The organism is Qipengyuania sp. NPDC077410 (assembly GCF_044543405.1).
In the GTDB taxonomy this organism is placed as follows: domain Bacteria; phylum Pseudomonadota; class Alphaproteobacteria; order Sphingomonadales; family Sphingomonadaceae; genus Qipengyuania; species Qipengyuania pacifica.
Genome location: NZ_JBITWB010000001.1, coordinates 1,371,303 through 1,389,269 on the forward strand (window position 1 = coordinate 1,371,303; position 17,967 = coordinate 1,389,269).

Annotated in this window: 16 protein-coding genes; 7 read left to right on the top strand and 9 right to left on the bottom strand. The window is 58.2% G+C overall.

Annotation, left to right across the window (positions count from 1 at the left end):
* Positions 1-2: 2 nt before the first annotated feature.
* A complete protein-coding gene (locus tag ACIGGE_RS06695) occupies positions 3-1,130 on the bottom strand; it encodes an HlyD family secretion protein (protein WP_050599652.1) in 1,128 nt (375 codons plus the stop codon).
* 177 nt (positions 1,131-1,307) lie between these two features.
* Here ACIGGE_RS06695 and ACIGGE_RS06700 point away from each other — a divergent pair, with 177 nt between their 5' ends.
* The 3 genes from ACIGGE_RS06700 (at position 1,308) to ACIGGE_RS06710 (ending at position 3,992) form a co-directional block, all read left to right on the top strand.
* Entirely contained in the window at positions 1,308-1,757 is a 450-nt protein-coding gene (locus ACIGGE_RS06700; protein ID WP_224802040.1) for a MarR family transcriptional regulator, read from the top strand.
* Positions 1,758-2,708: an MlaD family protein gene (locus tag ACIGGE_RS06705; RefSeq protein ID WP_082737151.1), complete on the top strand. Its 951-nt coding sequence runs from the start codon at positions 1,758-1,760 to the stop codon at positions 2,706-2,708.
* Positions 2,709-3,248: 540 nt separating this feature from the next.
* The gene (locus ACIGGE_RS06710; RefSeq protein WP_103025105.1) at positions 3,249-3,992 is read left to right on the top strand and encodes a Crp/Fnr family transcriptional regulator; all 744 of its coding nucleotides are present in this window, start codon (positions 3,249-3,251) and stop codon (positions 3,990-3,992) included.
* Here the strand turns inward: ACIGGE_RS06710 and ACIGGE_RS06715 are convergent.
* Entirely contained in the window at positions 3,989-5,002 is a 1,014-nt protein-coding gene (locus ACIGGE_RS06715) for a glycosyltransferase family 4 protein (RefSeq protein WP_397489734.1), read from the bottom strand. The genes ACIGGE_RS06710 and ACIGGE_RS06715 overlap by 4 nt on opposite strands.
* A gap of 102 nt (positions 5,003-5,104) precedes the next feature.
* On the opposite strand from ACIGGE_RS06715, the gene ACIGGE_RS06720 reads away from it, so the two are divergent.
* Both ACIGGE_RS06720 and ACIGGE_RS06725 read left to right on the top strand, forming a co-directional pair.
* A complete protein-coding gene (locus tag ACIGGE_RS06720) occupies positions 5,105-7,150 on the top strand; it encodes an HAD-IIB family hydrolase (protein WP_397489735.1) in 2,046 nt (681 codons plus the stop codon).
* On the top strand, positions 7,147-8,034 hold the full coding sequence (locus ACIGGE_RS06725; protein ID WP_397489736.1) for a glycosyltransferase family 2 protein: 888 nt from the start codon (positions 7,147-7,149) through the stop codon (positions 8,032-8,034). The genes ACIGGE_RS06720 and ACIGGE_RS06725 overlap by 4 nt, the downstream gene beginning before the upstream one ends.
* On the opposite strand, the gene ACIGGE_RS06730 is transcribed toward ACIGGE_RS06725, so the two are convergent.
* Positions 8,027-9,127: a glycosyltransferase gene (locus tag ACIGGE_RS06730; RefSeq protein WP_397489737.1), complete on the bottom strand. Its 1,101-nt coding sequence runs from the start codon at positions 9,125-9,127 to the stop codon at positions 8,027-8,029. The two genes, ACIGGE_RS06725 and ACIGGE_RS06730, sit on opposite strands and share 8 nt — an antisense overlap.
* Positions 9,124-9,372: a hypothetical protein gene (locus tag ACIGGE_RS06735; protein ID WP_196847582.1), complete on the bottom strand. Its 249-nt coding sequence runs from the start codon at positions 9,370-9,372 to the stop codon at positions 9,124-9,126. The genes ACIGGE_RS06730 and ACIGGE_RS06735 overlap by 4 nt, the downstream gene beginning before the upstream one ends.
* A gap of 243 nt (positions 9,373-9,615) precedes the next feature.
* On the opposite strand from ACIGGE_RS06735, the gene ACIGGE_RS06740 reads away from it, so the two are divergent.
* Positions 9,616-9,990: a YidH family protein gene (locus ACIGGE_RS06740; protein WP_221597184.1), complete on the top strand. Its 375-nt coding sequence runs from the start codon at positions 9,616-9,618 to the stop codon at positions 9,988-9,990.
* Positions 9,991-10,053: 63 nt separating this feature from the next.
* Here ACIGGE_RS06740 and ACIGGE_RS06745 read toward each other — a convergent pair whose 3' ends face one another.
* The 5 genes from ACIGGE_RS06745 to ACIGGE_RS06765 form a co-directional block, all read right to left on the bottom strand.
* The gene (locus ACIGGE_RS06745) at positions 10,054-10,782 is read right to left on the bottom strand and encodes a PP2C family protein-serine/threonine phosphatase (protein WP_397489738.1); all 729 of its coding nucleotides are present in this window, start codon (positions 10,780-10,782) and stop codon (positions 10,054-10,056) included.
* On the bottom strand, positions 10,773-11,783 hold the full coding sequence (gene tagH / locus ACIGGE_RS06750) for a type VI secretion system-associated FHA domain protein TagH (RefSeq protein ID WP_397489739.1): 1,011 nt from the start codon (positions 11,781-11,783) through the stop codon (positions 10,773-10,775). Before tagH ends, ACIGGE_RS06745 begins: the two co-directional genes overlap by 10 nt.
* A gap of 10 nt (positions 11,784-11,793) precedes the next feature.
* Complete coding sequence (locus ACIGGE_RS06755; RefSeq protein ID WP_397489740.1) at positions 11,794-13,443, bottom strand: protein kinase; 1,650 nt, start codon at positions 13,441-13,443, stop codon at positions 11,794-11,796.
* Positions 13,444-13,519: 76 nt separating this feature from the next.
* The gene (locus ACIGGE_RS06760) at positions 13,520-14,263 is read right to left on the bottom strand and encodes a LysM peptidoglycan-binding domain-containing protein (RefSeq protein ID WP_397489741.1); all 744 of its coding nucleotides are present in this window, start codon (positions 14,261-14,263) and stop codon (positions 13,520-13,522) included.
* Positions 14,260-15,774, bottom strand: coding sequence for a putative bifunctional diguanylate cyclase/phosphodiesterase (locus ACIGGE_RS06765; RefSeq protein WP_397489742.1), 1,515 nt, complete (start codon positions 15,772-15,774; stop codon positions 14,260-14,262). Before ACIGGE_RS06765 ends, ACIGGE_RS06760 begins: the two co-directional genes overlap by 4 nt.
* 343 nt (positions 15,775-16,117) lie before the next feature.
* On the opposite strand from ACIGGE_RS06765, the gene ACIGGE_RS06770 reads away from it, so the two are divergent.
* The gene (locus tag ACIGGE_RS06770; RefSeq protein ID WP_397489743.1) at positions 16,118-17,794 is read left to right on the top strand and encodes a BCCT family transporter; all 1,677 of its coding nucleotides are present in this window, start codon (positions 16,118-16,120) and stop codon (positions 17,792-17,794) included.
* Positions 17,795-17,967: the final 173 nt, after the last annotated feature.

Below are 17,967 nucleotides of genomic sequence, written 5' to 3' on the forward strand. Positions count from 1 at the left end.
GGTCAGTCTCCGGCCGCGTTGCGGATCGAATCGAGTTGGTCTCTAGCGGCGCGCGTATCGACACTCGCGACAACAGACATGCCCGGCACCAGCAGACGCAGGATCTCGGGCGAAGCCTGAATGGATATGCGCACCGGGACGCGCTGAACGATCTTGGTGAAATTACCCGTCGCGTTCTGTGGCGGAAGGATTGAGAATTCTGCCCCGGTACCCGGCGCGATGCTCTGCACTCTTCCTGATAGCTCGAGGTCCGGCAGCGCGTCGATTTCCAAGGTGACGGGTTGCCCCGGGCGGACAAGTCCGAGCTGCGTTTCCTTGAAATTTGCTGTCACGTAGAGGCGGTCGGTCGGTACGAGGCTCATAAGGCGTTGGCCAGGCTGGACAAATTGTCCAGGTCGGACCGTGAGGTCACCCACCCGCCCGGAAATACTGGCCTGGAGCGTGGTCGATGACAGGTTCAGACGGGCGGCCTCGAGTTGCGCACGAGCGGCGTTGGCTTGCGAATTGGCCTGGTCTATCTGCTCGCTAAGCGTGTTCTGTCGGCGCTGTGCCGCCGTGAGCGCGGCGCGCGCTGCCGCGACTTGAGCCTGCGCTTCTCTGGCCTGGGCCTCCAGCTGATCGAGCCTCTCGCGCGGCTCCGCTCCCGAAGCGGCAAGGGGGCGGTACCGGACAACCTGCTCAGCAGCGAGACCAGCCTGTGCAGATGCCGCTGCGAGCTGTGCACGGGCCTGGGCAATTGCCGCGTCCTGCTCTTGTTGCTGGGCGCGTACCGTATCTGCTCCGGCGAGCGACGCGGCGATCTGGGCTTCGACCTGGTTCGTTTGGGCACGATAATCTCGCACGTCCAGCTGGACAAGCGCATCGCCCGACGCGACCGTTTGATTCTCCGTCACTAATACGCGCTCGACGTAGCCCGCAATTTTGGGGGAGATGATGACGCTGTCGGCGGCAATATAAGCGTTGTCGGTGGACTGCTGGAATCTGCCGTACGTCTGATGATTGTAATACCAGTAGCTCCCGGCGAGCAGGACCAGAATGCCGGCGATCAGCAGACCCAGCCGGACCCGCGGACTGGACAACCCCGTCGGACGTGCGCCTTCATCGCTAGCCCCTGCTGTCTCGTCCGCCATGATTATTTCGCTCCTCGCCATCGTTTGAGCCGCTGCGCGAGCGATATAGCGGCCAAAACAAAATGCGAAAGTCCTTTACTATTTTTCTCCGATCGATAGGAATGTCTCATGCCAGAAGATGAGGGCACTCTCGCACTCGACAATGTCATCACCCACGATGATCGAGCGATCTTCATGATGGACCAGATCAGCCGCGCCGCGCGCAAGGCATTCGATGACCGAGCACAGCCGCTGAGCCTCAATCGTACGCAGTGGCGTGTGTTGGCGCAGTTGATCAGAGCTCCTGCCCTGAACCAGACGGACATCGCCAGGAGACTTGAAATCACATCCTCCAGCAGCGGCCTGGAAGACATGACGCCTTCGCGCTTGAGTGACCGGACGCGGCTTGCGCAAGTCATAGCAATATTCGGTCGCCACGGGCGGGGCGGCATCACGCCCGTGTTGGGACTAGGCCGATCTCAAAACCAAAACACATTCGACGCGCCCGGATGCCCCGCTCGTGGCGATTGCGCCAGGGGACGAACCTCGGTCATGTTCTATAGCGGACAACCGAATGGAGCATGCGGGACGCGAACTTTCATTGCACCGGCCCTCTGCCGGACGAACAAACCGCTGGCGGCGTGCTAGATGGAAACTAACGCAAACTTCTCCCTAGTGGCGTGGATCGTTGGCATTCTGATGCTTACGACCATCGCTTTCGCGATGTGGCTAATCGATCCCAGACCAAATCAGGAAACATATCAGATCAAGTTTGATCGCTCCGTGGAAGGCCTTCAGTCGGGATCGACTGTAACACTATCGGGAGTCCCTGTGGGACAGGTAACATCGGTCCGTCTGGCGGAAAATGAACCGGAAAACGTGGTCGTTGTTCTGACTCTCGATCCTTCTGCGGCGAAAGTCCACGGCCTTGAAGCGACAATCAGCACGGATCTGATAACTGGAGAGGCTGCGCTCGTGCTCGAGGGCCGACGGGGTCGTCAGGGCATTTACACCGACAAGTCAGGAAAAAAGATCATTCCCGCCGCGGACGAAACCGGACTATTGGGGAGGGATGCGACCGCCACTGTAGAGACCGTGGCAAATAGCATTCGCGCTCTGAACGAAGGACTGGAGCCAGAAAAGCAACGGGTGATCACCTCCGATCTTGTCCGGCTTCGAGTCACGACGGCCGCACTCGCATCGGACGCCGAAGGTTGGGACGAACGATTGGCCTCAACAAAAGGAAGATTGTTAGACTTAGGGCACAGGGTTGGTGGATGGGGAAATAATCTTCGAGATGCAGATCGGCGGATCTCAGGGCGGAGCGCTTCTGCTATCGCGCAACGACGCCTTCGCCAATTCAGGGAGGGCGTGCAGAACGCTGAAAACAAACTTTCCCAGATAAGGAGTGGCATTCCGGCGGTCGAAGATTCTTTGGTTGAAGGTGAAACGGACCTTCGCGAGCTTAGTCGCGAACTTGCTCCTCTCAGTGAAAAAATCGAAGATATTCAGGTTGAGGGAATTACATCAAATCCTCCCCTCCCAGACTATCGGCCAAAAAGAAGAGAAGCTGGAACGAATATCGATGATTTAAAGTAAACCGAACGGATGACTGCTTCCGGGCAGAGCGCGCAGCCCGTAGAATAGCGGAGATTGGAGCGCAAAGCGGATAACGACCTACTCCGCGGTCAAGTTTGAAATTGAAATTCCGAGTCCTAAAAAAGGCATCGAACCAATACATTAGAGGGATTTTGCGGGCCTTTTGCGGGCTTTTCAGCTTGACCGAAATATCTAAACATCAGAAATTAAACGGAAAAGAAGTTCGAATGTGATGCCTCTTCTGGGCACCATCTTTCGGAAACGAACGCAAAATAGCGATGTGAGCTTAGGCACCTAAGGCCGGGGTCATCTGAAGAAGGCTTCAGCAAGCTCGTTGTTCGGCGCTGCATTTTGCCGGTGCCACGTCCCGCCAAGCTGGCGCGGTGGGATCAGCTTCAGCTAATCGCATCGTGCTTGATTACCGGAAGTGTTGATTGACGTTCTGCGCAATTCTACCTTGCCTGACTTAAGTTAGTTGCTCCCGCTTTGACACCGGCCTGCCGGGCGGATAGCGAAGCGTGGAACAAACAGGGACTATCCGTGCGTACCGAATTATTCCTCAAAGGCAGGCTTCGACACGATCTCAGCGCGGATGAGAAGCGCGCTCTCGAGGATGCTGTCGTCGATGTCGTCAAACTCGATCCGCGCAAGACATTGGTTGAGCGGGGCGAGCGGATAGAGAATTCCTACTATATCATCGAAGGGACGATGCTCCGGCATATCGATGATCGCCGGGGCGAACGCCAGCTGGTCGGTTTGAACGTCACGGGCGATTTCGTCGACCTGCACGGTTTTCCCATGAAACGGCTCGATCACAATGTCGCATCGCTCGATACTGTAACCTTGGCTAAAGTGCCGCACACGGCGATCGCCCGGCTGGTCGAGCGTTTCCCGCATCTGGCCCGGGCGATGTGGTTTTCGACCTTGCTCGACGCGGCCATGCATCGGGAATGGATATTCCGTTTGGGGCGCCTCAATGCCGAGGGGCGGATCGCGCATCTGGTTTCGGAGATAATCGAGCGGCTCAAGTTCGTCGGGCGGTTTGATGGCACCAATCTGCCGGTTCCGCTGTTGCAGCGCGATTATGCAGAAGCGTGCGGTATAACCTCGGTCCACGCCAATCGCAGCTTCAGAAACCTTCGTGAACGCGGAATTCTCGATCCACAGGGCGATGGCAGGATTGTCATCCAAGACGAGGCGGCATTGAACAAGCTGGGCGAGTTCGATGGAGACTATCTGTATGGCGACGGCGACCTGGCGCTGGATACACTGGACGACCGTTAGACGCCAAACTGGCGGTAGAGGTCCGTTATTTCGCGGGCCATTCTGTCGGCCGAAAACCGTTGCTCGAACGTCTTGCGGATGATGGCAGGGTCAAGGTTGCGAATTTCCGGCAGACGATCGAGCGCCTCCTCAACCGAATTGACGATAATACCCGTTACCCCATCATCGACGATTTCGCGGACACTACCCTCATCCCATCCGATAACCGGAGTTCCGCATGCCATGGCTTCGATCATGACGAGGCCGAACGGTTCAGGCCAGTCGATCGGGAACATCAGGGCCAGTGCGTTCGACAGAAAACCTTGCTTCTGATCGTCCGTGACATTGCCCAGGTGCTGAATAGCGGCATCTAGATGCGGTTTAACGACGTCATCGAAGTATGTTGGATTGCCGGGGTCTACCGGCCCCGCAAGTTTTAGGGTCAGACCGCTCTGCCTGGCGAGCGCGATGGCGCGATCGGGACGTTTCTGGTCAGTCATTCGCCCGAGGAAGGCGAGGTAGTCAGTGCCGCTGCCTCCGAAGGCGTACCGGTCAAGCGGTATGCCGTGATGCACCACTCCTGCCAGGTTGGCGCGAGGCACGTCCAAGGCTTGCCGCCGCGAAATTGCAATGACCCGTTCCTTCGGGAAGCTTTGAAAATGTCGCACATGATCTGGTTCGTCTGCTCGCCAGTGAACCGTGCGAAATGTCGGAATTCCTAGCGCAGCACATACTCCGCTCGCATGAGCGGAGCCATGGAGGTGTACAACGTCGAACTGCGCAGCGCGCGTTACGAGATCGGCGAGTTGTTCCGCCTCCAATTCTGCCGGGAAGCCCGGCGTCAGTTTTCCATTTGTGTCGGAAGATGCGGAGGCTGAGCGATAGCTCCCGACTATTTCGACGTCCGTTAGCGTACTGTCGCGAGGCGCGAACACACTGACCTCATGCCCCGCTTTGGCCTGTGCCGTAGCAAGATCGGCGACGACACGCTCTGTCCCGCCATACGTCTTCGGCGGGATGGGATAAATCACGGGCGCGACATGAGCTATACGCATAGAACTAACATAGATTGCCTGCTATTTCAGGAACTTAGCATGTATAAGTGAATCCTACCCTTTGGAAAGGGTCTTCACATGTTCATTTGCCATGTTGCGCTCCAAGGGTGTCTCACTTTGCAGGATGTTCCCTATGGGCTGACGGCGGACACCGGCGGTCATATCAAATATCTGCTGGAGCTTGCTGACGCGAGCGCAAAAGATCCCTCCGTTCACCGCATCGATCTCGTGACGCGAGGGTTTGTGGATTCACGACTGGGCGAAAAATTTCGACCCGGTGAGAGCGAGCGTGATCACAAGGTGCGTCTCGTCCGGATTGCCGATGGCGAGGAAGCTTACCTTCCCAAGGAAGACCTGCGCCATCGCCATGGCGAGCTGTGCGATTCCTTCATCGCCTATCTTCGCGGTCTCCATAGGAAACCTGATCTCATCCACGCGCACTACGCCGACGCTGGCATTCTGGCTCGCCGCGCGAAGGAGGTGTTTGGCATTCCCTATGTTTTCACAGGACATTCTCTGGGAGCGGTCAAACGAGAGGCCAACGGCCGAACCAATGACGAGCTGGAACGGCGAATAGCTATTGAAGAAAGGGCGCTGGAAGCCGCCGACGCCGTGATTGCGAGTTCGCGCGACGAGGCTGAAGCCCAGTATGCGCATTACCGTTCGATCCCTGCGGGACGGATCCGGGTCATTCCCCCTGGCTGCGAATTGGAACGCTTCGAAGGAGCGGCACCAAATGCGAAGGTGCAGCAAGAGGTTGAGCGCTTTTTACGAGATCCGAAAAAGCCCATAATTCTGGCCATCGCCCGTCCGGTCCGAAAGAAAAATCTGATTGGGCTTGTCGAAGCATATGCGTCCAACCCGTCTCTTCAAGACCGTGCGAACTTGGTTATCGTTGCCGGTTGCCGGAGCAGGATTACCGATCTCGAGCCTGAATGTCGGTCGATCTGCGAGGAGCTTATCCGCGCGGTCGATTCGCACGATCTGTACGGGAAGGTTGCCTATCCCAAATCGCACGAGCCCGAAGACATCCCGGCCTATTATGCTCTTGCCCGGGAGAGTGGCGGCGTTTTCGTAAACCCAGCACTGAATGAGCCATTTGGTCTGACCCTACTCGAAGCGGCTGCTGCGCGTCTGCCGGTAGTTGCTACCGATAGTGGAGGCCCCAACGATATCGTGGAGCGCTGCAAGAACGGTCTTCTGGTTTGTCCCAAGGATCCAGCGGCGATTGCTAGTGCCTGTCTTGAGATTATCTCCAATCGACGCGAATGGATTCGATACGCATCGGCGGGCGGCGATGCAGTCGCTGCCTACGACTGGGAAGCTCATACGGACATCTATCACAAGCTGATCCGCGAGCTGTTAAAGCCTCAGAAGCCGAGCAGCGAGCATCGACGGCTTCTTGTCTGCGACATCGACAATACCCTGCTGGGTGATCGGGCGGCGCTGCGCGAATTTCTCGACTGGCAAACCCAGAACTCATCCAAGATCGCGTTGGGGATTGCTACCGGGCGCAGCTTTCACAGCGCTCAGGCCATACTTGCGGCAGAAGGAGTTCCCACGCCGAACGTCATCATCAGCAGCGTGGGCAGCCAAATTCATTGGTATGATCCCGCGACGCGAAGCTATGCGGAGGACGGCGCATGGGCAAAGTACGTGGCGAGGGATTGGCGAGGTGAAGCAATAGAATGCTTGGCCAGAGACCTCGGCCTTCGCCCTCAGGCGCCTCTCGAACAGCGCAAGGGCAAGGCGAGTTACTTCCTCGACGATCACGATCCGGAAGAAATCCGCCGAACCATGCACGACGCCGGTTTGGATATCGAGATCGTCGCCAGTCATGGCCGATATCTGGATATCCTGGCCAGAGGCGTGGGCAAACACGCCGCCGTTCTGCATGTTGCGGATGCGCTAGGCATGACGCAATCGCAAGTAGTCGTGGCAGGCGACAGCGGGAACGACCGGGCCATGCTCCGCGCATGTCCTCATCCCATCATTGTCGGCAACTGGAGTGACGGCCTGGGCGATGATCCCGCGCTCTCCCATGCCTATATGGCATCTGCTACCCACGCTGGGGGAGTGCTCGAGGGGGTCCGCCACTACAGCGAGGCCGGGCACTGGCAATGACGTACCGCTCGGTATCTGTGCTTACGCTGGTGCGGGGTCGCCAAGTGCATCTGGATCATCTGATTGCCGGGCTATGCGCGCAGGCGAGAATGCCGGACGAACTGATCGTCGCTTTCATGCAGGACGTAGCACCTCGAGTTCCTCCAGACTGTCCTTTCCCTATTCGTCTGCTGCAAATCGATGGCGATGCCCTCCCGCTAGCCAAAGCGCGAAACCACGCTGCCGATCAGGCGGAAGGAGAAATTCTGGCGTTTCTAGATGTCGACTGCATCCCTGATCGAAACTTTGTGAAACGCGCGATCGAAGCCGTCGACCAACTTCCCGATGGCGTCTTTTTGCCCGAGGTCCGCTACCTTCCAGGCAATCCGGACGGCTGGCTGGACCACACGCAGCGCACGCCTGATGTCACCAAACTCGAATGGGCAGGCAAGCGCCACCCGGCGAAGCCCGACCTTTCCATGTGCGCGACCAGGGCCATTCAGGACTTTGGTGAAATCTGGGGTCTTGCCTTCATCCTTACAGGAAAGACGTGGGACAGCGCAGGAGGCATGGATGAACGATACGTCGGCTATGGCGCGGAGGAAACGGATTTCGGTCGCCGCCTCGAAAGAGCCGGAGCCGAACTTTACTGGCTGGGAGGCACGGTATGTTACCACCAGCATCACACAATCAACAAACCGCCTCTCCAGCATTTCGAGAGCATTGTCCGCAATGCGACGCTTTTCCACGATTGCTGGCATGAGTGGTGCATGGATTACTGGCTGGACGATTTCGCACGTCGCGGATTGATAGAGCGTGATGCGGATAAGCTGACCGTGATCCGCCATCCAACAGCGTCAGAGATTGCCAAGACAACGCAGGGTCCGGAAATCCGTTTCAGTTAGCCCATAAACGGCGCGCTTCGCTTTCCAGCCATTGCGCCGCCTTCTGCGCAGCCTCCTCGTCGTGAAGGGTCGCGAGCCTCGAAACATCCAGCCCGTCCGTGTCTGCGAGCGCACGTTGCCAGTGTGGTATCGAAGCTGGCCAGGTGTTGAGGTGGATGGCGGCACCTACTCGGGCCAACTCGGCAGCCTTGTCCTGTTGTTCATCGAAGTATCGCCACTCTGGAATGCAGAGGAAAGGCTTGGCCGCTCTCGCGATCTCATGGACCGTATTGTCGCCGGCCGATGCAACGACCCGGTCTGCCGCACACAGAAACTCCGTCAGATTATCGATCCATCCGAGTTCGCGCAGGTTGCCGAAATCCGTTTCATGTCCTTCGCGGTGGACGGGGCCTGCAACGAGCCATAGACCTTCGGGTTCTGCCCGGGCAGCCACGGTTAACGGAGCGTAGGGAGTACCCGATCCACCGCCGCCTGCGATCACCAACGTAATGGGCTTGTCGAGCGGCAGGTCCAGCCGTTTGCGGGCTTCGTCTCGCGTGAGGATTGGATCTTTCGTGGTGCAGAGGCCGCCAGTGTAAAAGGTGCGCGAGCGAGCCCAGTCAGGGTAGCTATCCTGTTCGATGGCGTCGTCGAACGGCGCGAGCATGCCCACACAGGCTTCGTATCCCGCGAGATGACCAATGTCTGACCGATCGCCATGCATGCGGATCGTGACGGCTGGTATGCTCATGATGCGCGAAAGAAGTGCGATTTCCGCGGACACATCGATGACGAAAAGGGCCGGATCGATGGCGCGTAAGGTTTGGGCGATAATGCCCATATGATCGCGCATCTCGTCTACGCCTAGTGGAACGCAATGCAGAACGGATGGTGTCGCCTGGTCGTGCAAGGCTTTGGGTCGCGATGGCGCGCCGATCATGTCCGGGAGCCGGACGAGCTCAGCCTCGCGAGGTAGGCTTTCAAACTGCCCCGGTTGCGCAGTCAAAATGGTGATAGGTCTTTCGGGAGGAATGTGTTTGGAAATCGCCATTATCCGGTTTGCGTGGCCCCGGCCCTGATGATGGGCGAAGAAGGCAATCGGTTTCTGGTTCAAGGGGTATCACCCTCCGGGGCAGCAAGACTGTCGGCGCCAGCTATCGAGTCCCTGCTACGACCTAGCGACCAGTTCTCCGCGACCCGCACCTTCGGGTTGGGTGCACACCAGATTTCGCCGCCCTCATCCAGCGCAGTCACCCATATCAGATTATGCTCCGCGCCATAATCGATCACTGCGAAAGCCAGCCCCGCGCCTTTGCCGATCACATGAACCGGAAGGGGCGTCTGCAATTGCGTGAACATTCAAGCAGTACCCTTTGCTGTAACGACAGGGGTTCTCACGAACCTAGCGTATGATGCCGCGCTTACTGGTTCAAAACACGGATTGCGTCGATAGTAGCGACTGAGCGAATATCGCCTCCATCGGGTTCCTTCACACAACAAAGATCATGTGGAATTATCATGAGAACACCGAGACATACGTCTCGATGAGGAGCGCAACTTATGTTGTGCGCACGGCGGCGGCCGACGTGGCACTGAAGGCGTATGACGAAATCGAGCGACACCGCCGAGCTTGCCGGAGAGCGTACCGATCTGGCTGAGGACCGCACCGTGCTAGCGAATGAAAGAACATTTGCGGGCTGGATGCGAACAGGTCTTGCAGCGGTTGGCATCGGCTTGGGGTTCAATGCCTTGTTTGGAAAGATGGAACCGTCTTGGTTGCCCAAGGCAATAGCATCCTGCTTCATCCTGTCTGGGATGGTGATATTCTACCTCGCGGAGCGTAATTCCTGCAGCGTTCTCGAGCGGCTGGACGCTCATTCTGTCCAGCCCCTGAGGCGGATGAACCTGCGGCTGGTCGCGAGTCTGATGGGAACCGGCTCGGTCGTTTTGCTGGGAGGTATGTGGTTCCTGTTGTGAATTGTCCGGGGATTTTGACGCACTCCCCCGTTGATCTCACAACGTCGGTAGTATCGAGAACGCTTACGCTTTTACGAGCACGAAGGAGATGTTGTCGCGCCCGTCTCGCTCGAGTGCATTCCTGAGCAATCGATCAGCCATGGCATCGATCGGCTCCTCGTTGCGAAGATCGTCACTAACAAACGAGCGGGAAAGGCCGTCAGAGCACAAAAGCAACAGGTCGCCCGCACACACTTCGATTTCCCGCACGTCGAGATCTATACTGCTGGCAATGCCGAGCGCACGGGTGATGACATTGGCCCGAGGGTGTCCTGCCGCTTCGTCAGCGGCTAATTCGCCCACTTCGACCAGTTCCTGTACAAGGCTATGGTCTCGGGTGAGAAGGTCCACTTTCCCGTCTCTCAAACGATAGGCGCGACTGTCGCCGGCCCACCAGATGCGCGCGCAGTCATCAAATATTTTCAGTGCGACGATTGTCGTCCCGCTTTTTCCGCCAGCCTGTTCAAGGATCGAGCCATTCGCCGCTTCGATGGCAGCGCGAATGGCCGCCGGTTCCTGTACCTGCGGCAAACCTCCAAGATGGGCAATGACGGTCTCTGCAGCGAGACTGCCGTTCACATGACCGCCCATGCCGTCGGCGATTGCCCATAACCGGGAATTCGGACGATCAAGGATGCGGTCCTCGTTAAGAGTGCGGAACCGACCGACATGGCTACGGCTTACGGATTGAATATCCGACGAAGCCAGCGGACCGCTCTCTTTCCGATGCCGGAAGAACCTGCTCAGTCGCATTTATCAGCAACCGTTTCCGCTTCGTCGTAGGCCACCACAAAGGCGCGGTCGAGCGCGCCCGGCACACCGTCCGCAATCTCGGAACAAAGTTCGGCATGACGCTCACGTAGTTGTGCCAAGGCTGACTGAGAGCGCGTCTGAAGCAACGTCTTGCGCCGAGAACCCGACCCGTCCAGTCGATCCGGGTTCAAATGATTGATCGCTGCGCGCAGGCTCCCGCGCATGCCTGCAAAGGTAGCGACGAGATGCCGTTTGACGTCGCGAAACGAAGCTTGGAGCGCTGTAGGACCGGACATGAAGCCGGTTGATTCTGCAAGCAGGAGGTCGACGGCGAGCCTTTGGGACGGTGCCCATTTGAAAGGATTGTTGTCCTGGCCCGACATGGTTGTCCGGTTGAGGCTGTATCTTTGCCGCGCGGCATTGCGTTCGGACATAAGATCGCCAATTCCAAGGACCATCTGGCGGTAAAGAGCGCCCGCGCGGCGCATGATCTCATCGGGGTCTTCGCTGGACAACAGCGACGCATCGAGTTGGGCCCCCTGACAGAAAGCTTCCAGAAGCGTTCCGCTGGCAGGTGTCGATTGATTTGTCGGTTCGTCCCATTCGCTGGGAACGTCGGTCGATGTGCCAAGCGGAGGAGTAAGAACCATCGTGCGATCTGCTGCGCCGGAAGGCGATGCGGCAAGGGGCGCAGGAGCGATGACGATGCGGAACCGTCCCAGCCTCAATGTTGCCGGCAGAGAGAGCACGAATTCGGCGTCGTCCGGATAACGGGCGCCGCTGAAGTCGTCATAAACGCCGTTCGCTCCGCTGACATGGAGCGACAGGCCATTGTCCGAGATCCGAAGTTCGCAATGATTGCGTGACACTTCGCAATTGGGGTCTGCAATGCTCCAGTCGGCAGCAGCGTCGCGTCCGATAGTGAGGTTCCCCGTAGCAAACAGCCGTGCGTCGATCGGCTGGACTGCGTCGTCGATATCGAACAGTTGAAGCATGTACATTGCGATGCTCCTACGCCGCGATCCGGGTAGCAAGAACCGCGGTATCGGCCGGTTTCGGGGTGCTGGCACTGCGCACCTCAGCGGTGGATGCTGCGCGGTTGAAGGCATCGAAAGCCTCGCCCACCTCGTCCCGGCGCTGATGTGAAATGCGGGTGGTGAGATCGCCCGCCGTCATTTCGTCCAGCGCCTTTCGCAGGCGACGCAGTGGACGCGCTACAAACGCGCCGCTTAGATATCCAATGAGCAGGACTACGGCCATGACAGCGGCCGAAAGCCCTGCAAACAGAGCTTTCGATGTAGAAAGGGCCGCATTGAGCGCGTCGCGTTTCAGCACCAGATCTACTGTTCCGAACCGGACCCCGGCATAGTTCACCGGATGAACAAAACGCATGCCACCGCCATCCGCGTCGGACACATTCGTGACGCGTCGATCCGGCTGTTCCAGGATCGCGTCCTCGGCGTCATGACTCTGGTAGCGCCTGCCGATGAGTTGCGGGTTGCTGGACGCCCGGATCGTGCCATCTGCGTCGGCGACCACAATCCCGCGCATGGCGTCGTCTTGCGCGGCAGTGGTGACGAACGCCTGAAGAGCCGTCCAGTCCTGTTGCGCAGACGGCATTCCGGCGTTCTCTGCAATCGTGACGGCCGCATTGCCGGTAATGAAGGCAGCAATGCTGTTTCCGGTCGCGGCCGCCATCGTTTCGAGTGCTTGCTGCTGGCGGTGGAGAATGACGCTGACGCAAGCCGCCAAGGCGAGGGCCGTGACCAGAAAAAGCGCGATTGGAACTTTGAACCGCAAAGAAAGGCCTCGCGAAACTGCGCCTCCCTCGCGTGCGTCGTTCACTTCGCGTTCGAGCACTTGGGCGAGGGCAGTGCCATCCGCATAACGTTGCTCGGGTTTTTTCGCGAGAAGTCTGTCTATGATCGCGCGAAATCCAGGTGGGCAATCAGTGGTGACCTCTCCGATCGGCGTGACTTTGCCCTGAGCAATCTGGATTGCGAGCACTGCCAGTTCTCCGCCGGGGAAAGCTGGTTTTCCGGTCGTCATTTCGTAGAAAACCGCCCCGAGCGAAAAGAGGTCGGAACGGGCGTCCACCGGCAGACCGAGCGCCTGTTCGGGGCTCATGTAGCGCGGTGTGCCGACAAGCTGGCCCACCTGCGTCCTCTCAAGCGCGGAAGGATCGGCATCGCCCATTCTCGCTACCCCGAAGTCGAGCAGTTTCACGGTCTTCCCGTCTTCGGAGATCAAAATGTTGGATGGCTTCACGTCGCGATGCACGATCCCCATGCTATGCGCATAGCCGAGAGCCTGGGCGAGTTGCAGAGCTAGATGGAGCGTTCTTTCATGCGGAATCCTGCCATTGGCCGCAATCCAACGGTCGAGCGGGCGTCCGTCCACCAACTCCATCGCGATGTACGCAATTCCGTCGGCCTCGCCCACGTCATAGATCGTCGCGATGTTGGCGTGGCTCAGGGCACCTGCGGCCCGCGCTTCGCGCAGGAAACGACTACCAATGTCTGCATTGCTGGCGAATTCGGGTTTGAGAACCTTGATGGCAACCGTACGACCGATTTCCGGATCGTGTGCACGGTAAACGTCCGCCATGGCGCCTTCGCCAAGCTTGCCCTCTATCCGGTAACGGTCGAGCCGTTCGATCATACTGTGCGCGTCCCTTCCAGCTCGATAGTCCAATCGGCAGGTGACGCGGCATTAAAGTAAAAGTCTTATCAACCAATTACTGTCGTGCCCTGACAGTTGCGGCAATCTGTTCCGCCCGGCGCAGATCAGCTGCAATCGCTTTGTTGTCTGGATCGAGCGCAGCTGCGCGGCGGAGCAGCGCAACCGCTTGTTTCACATTGCCCTGATTGAGGGCAACAAGCCCCGCGGAGCGCGCACGACGGACAGCAGCATGATCGACAGTCTTGCGTGGCGCAGGGGCGGCTGCCGGCTTAGCTGGCTTTGCCACTTCCGTTTTTGGGCGGGCAGGTGCGGCTTTTTCCGCCTTTGGTGTCGATCGAGGGGCGCTCGCTGCATTGGGTGACTGTCCGGGTATCAGAAGTTCGCGCCCGACTTCCAATGCGTCCGGCACATCGATGCCGTTATATTTCGCCAGCTGATAGGACTTGAGGCGGTTGCCAAGGAAGCGTTCAGCCAATTCCGTCATCGTTTCGCCAGATCGGACGGTGTAGCTGAAGTTTTTCGGTCCCAGATCGGTTCGGGCGTCACCTTCGATCCCCTGTAGAAGGACTTGCAGGGAAGGGTTCATCGGATCCCGGTCCAAACCTTTCCGGAGTCGTTTCTCCGCGGATCGAACCTCTCCCCGGTCAAGCAAAGCTGCAATTTCTTCGACCTCATCAGGATCGACCTGCTGTATGGCCGAAGCGGGCACTATGCTCTTTGGTCCGGACGAGCATGCGCTCAGCACCAGAACACCAAGCAGGCCCATTCCTATGTTCACGCTCCGCAAAAGGGTCGTCATGCCCGCATCCTCTCAGAAATCAGTTGTGTGTCCGGCTGCAACAATTTGTTGAGCGTCTGTTCGTCTTTGACAAAAGTCAGGAAGTCCTCGCCCGAAAGCGGCCGGGCGAAATAGAAACCTTGGAAGAAACGACATCCATGATCGCGCAGCCATAGAAATTCTTCGGCTGTTTCGACGCCTTCAGCCAAGACGTTAATGCCAAGCCCCCGGCCAAGCGTAAGAATGCTGGAACAGATCGCCTGGCTTTCGCGTCGGGCATGAACGTCAGTTACGAATGCCCGGTCGATCTTTATCTTGTCGAAGGTGATGGCATTGAGCGCCGCGAAACTGGAATAACCGGTGCCGAAATCGTCGATTGCGATCCGGATGCCCCGCGACCGCAGAGCGTCGCTAAGGCGCGCGGCGCAGTCGCCTTCGGCAAGGGCAACAGTTTCAGTCAGTTCGATCTCCAGAGCTTCCCCACCGAGATCATGTCGTGCCAGTGTCCGTTCGATCAGGAGCGGCAGGTCTGCGCCATCTAACTGTCTACCGGACACGTTGACCGCAACACGCAAATCATGTCCACCGTCGCGCCATTGGCGTGCCTCTCGCGCCGCCCGGTTAAGAGCCCAAAGGCCAATTTCAGGCGACAGATCGGAAGCTTCCATGATCGGAATAAAGCGGGTCGGCGGGATCAGTCCTCGCGTGGGATGGTGCCAACGGAGCAATGCCTCTGCCCCCGACACCCGCCCTGTCGACGCGTCTATCAGAGGCTGAAACTGCATGCGCAGTTCGTCCCGTCCGACAGCCTGACGCAGATCCTGTTCTATCTGGAAGCGCTCGCGCGACTGGATCACCGGATCGATGCTCGATACGATCTCCCGCACGTCGGTGATCAGTGGAACCGAGAATGATGAAAGGGTTTGCGACAGCAAGGCTTCGGGAGCTCCGCTGTCGGACGTGAACTCTCCGGTACGGAATGCGATTTCGGGAAAAATTTCTCTTTCGCCGTCACACCAGCGATCGCCCAATGAGTAGGCGAGTGCTTCCACCTCGGTAGTCGCCGCCGCCAACTCCATGTCCGGGCCAATCCAGATAGCCAAATGGGAGCGATCAAGCTGTGCGACGAGCTGATCTCTTGGCACCATTGCCGTCAAACGCTCGACCATGATCAGCAACAAGCGCTCTGCCGATTCCGGGTCGAAGGCGCACAAGCGATCGTAGTCTTTCAACGCCAGGATGCCGAGTGTACCCTTTCGATCGCTCTTCATCCGCGCAATCAAGGGTTCGCGCGTCGGCAAACCCGAAATCGCGTGAGATTGCGCACGCGGCGCTGAGCTTTGGAGCGCCTGCTCCATTGCCACGATTATTTGTGACGCCCGGGTCAGAAATCCGCCGGTATGCTTTACTCCGATCAGTCCTTCAGCGCGCTCTATGGCGCCGTGCAGTTGGATGAGTTGCGGCCTGAGCCAAACGGCCAGCGCTATGCCCACCATGCCGGCGACAGCGAGAGTGATGAGGATTGCGACCATTGCTTGGGCGAGGCTTCTCGAGGCGTGGTTAAGTGGAACTGAAGCATCGCGTTAGTATGGAAAGATTGAGAAAAGCTTGAAAAATCCAACCTTTGCCTAGTGCGCGCCGGTGAGAATGCTGGGTGCTTTGTGCTGGCTGGACAAGGAGGTCGAAGTTTCACCTGCCGCAACAGACGCCGCGCATCGCGACCTGCCATCGCGGCTTATTCCGATGTGCGCTGGGGCAATCGCGCCGTGCTTAAGATGGCAGTGCCATTTGATCTCTTGACGATCGTCCGTATGATGCCAGCATCCTTACCCACTGTTCGCCGAACCTTGGGACAGCCAAGTCAGCGAGAGAACCATGTCATCCGATGACCCCAAGGGGATAGCCCCGCCATTGGTCGAACTGCCGATCAGCACGGCCGATCGCGGCTTTTACCATGGCTTCAGCCGTCAGGTGACAATCCCAGCGAAGATCATAGTCACGCTCATCATCCTGTGGGCGATCTTCTTCCCAGTCAGCGCCAACGAGACCCTGTCGGCGGCCAATTCGACGATCATATCGTCCTTCGCCGGCTGGTATGTCTATCTTGTGGCGGCGCTCATAGCGATCTGTGCCATCCTGGCAATTTTCCCGCAAACCGGCAGCCTCAGGATAGGATATGCCGGAGAAAAGCCTGAGTTCTCACGTCTTTCGTGGTTTGCCATGCTATTCGGTGCGGGCATCGGTATCGGGCTGCTCACTTATTCGACGGGTGAGCCCCTCTCCCATTTTTCCGAAAATCCGGATATCATCCGCGGCGCGGTCCAGGCGCAATCCTGGGACGCGGTGCGGCCAGCATTTGTCTATACCTTCCTCCACTGGGGTTTCGCAGCCTGGGGAACCTATGCCCTGGTGGGGCTGGCGATCGGCTACGTAGCGTACAGGCGCGATCTTCCGCTGACGATCCGGTCCGCTCTGGTTCCTTTATTCGGAAAGACCATGTCCGGATTTGGCGGCCACGTGGTCGATGTCGTCGCGGTCGTGGCAACCATACTCGGCGTTGCAGTGACCATGGGCCTCGGCGTTGAACAATTCGTTGTCGGTCTTTCACGCGTCGGCCTGGGTGATTGGCTGCTCAACCCGGATGGGTCCTCTTCCCTGCCTGCCATTGCACTTGCCCTGGCCATTCTGGTTGGTGCCTCTACCCTCAGTGCGCTGTCGGGCGTGGGGAAGGGTATCAAGTGGCTTTCCAACCTCAATCTTGGCCTGTCCTTTCTGCTGCTCTTGCTGTTTGCGATCATGGGCGCCGGCCTATTCGCCCTGAAACTGCTGGGCCAGGGAATCGCGGATTATATCGGGCATTTCATTCCCCTGTCGCTCACCCTGTTTTCCGATGAGAGCCCCGTAGGAGAGCAATTGGTAGCGTGGCAGTTGGACTGGTCGGTGTTCTACTGGGCGTGGTGGATCGCGTTCTCCCCTTTTGTCGGCATGTTCATCGCCCGCATTTCAAGAGGGCGGACGATCCGCGAGTATATCTTCGGCGTGGTTCTCGTCCCATCTTTGGTATGCTTCATCTGGATGACATTGCTTGGCGGCACCGCGATCGCCCTTGAACTCAATGGAAGTGCAGGTGGCACCATTGTGAATGCCACGATGGCCGACCAGCTTTATGCGACCTTAGCCGTCATCCTAGATCCTGGAACGGCGTTTGCCGTCTCGGGCATGATCGTGGTGCTTTTGATGACTTATCTGGTGACCTCCACCGACAGCGCGATCCTGATCGTAAATACGATCAACGGAGCAGGCGACACGGAAGGCGAACATCGAAAGCACATCCTGTTCTGGGGGGCCGCTCTCGCCGCAGTAGTCGGCAGCATGCTGGTTCTTGGGGGAATCGAGGCGATCCGGATCACGATGATCATTGGCGCACTCCCATTCTCGTTCGTCGTCGCCTTGATGGCGATTTCGATCGTGAAGGCGATCTGTTACGACTTGATCCGTAAACATCAGGGCGTGCCCACGACGGCGGTCGGGGTCGCAGCGGACAAGAAGTGATCAACAGCACAACTAAGTGACCGGCACTGCCGGGTGGCGGGATTAATTGTTGCATTGCAGCAACAGCCATCGGCCAATCCCGGGAAATAGGGGCACTTCGGTGGCCGAACGGGACCAGCTTCCGTAGGTCGCCCCCACACAACATCCATCATCGTCGATACCTGGCCGACTTG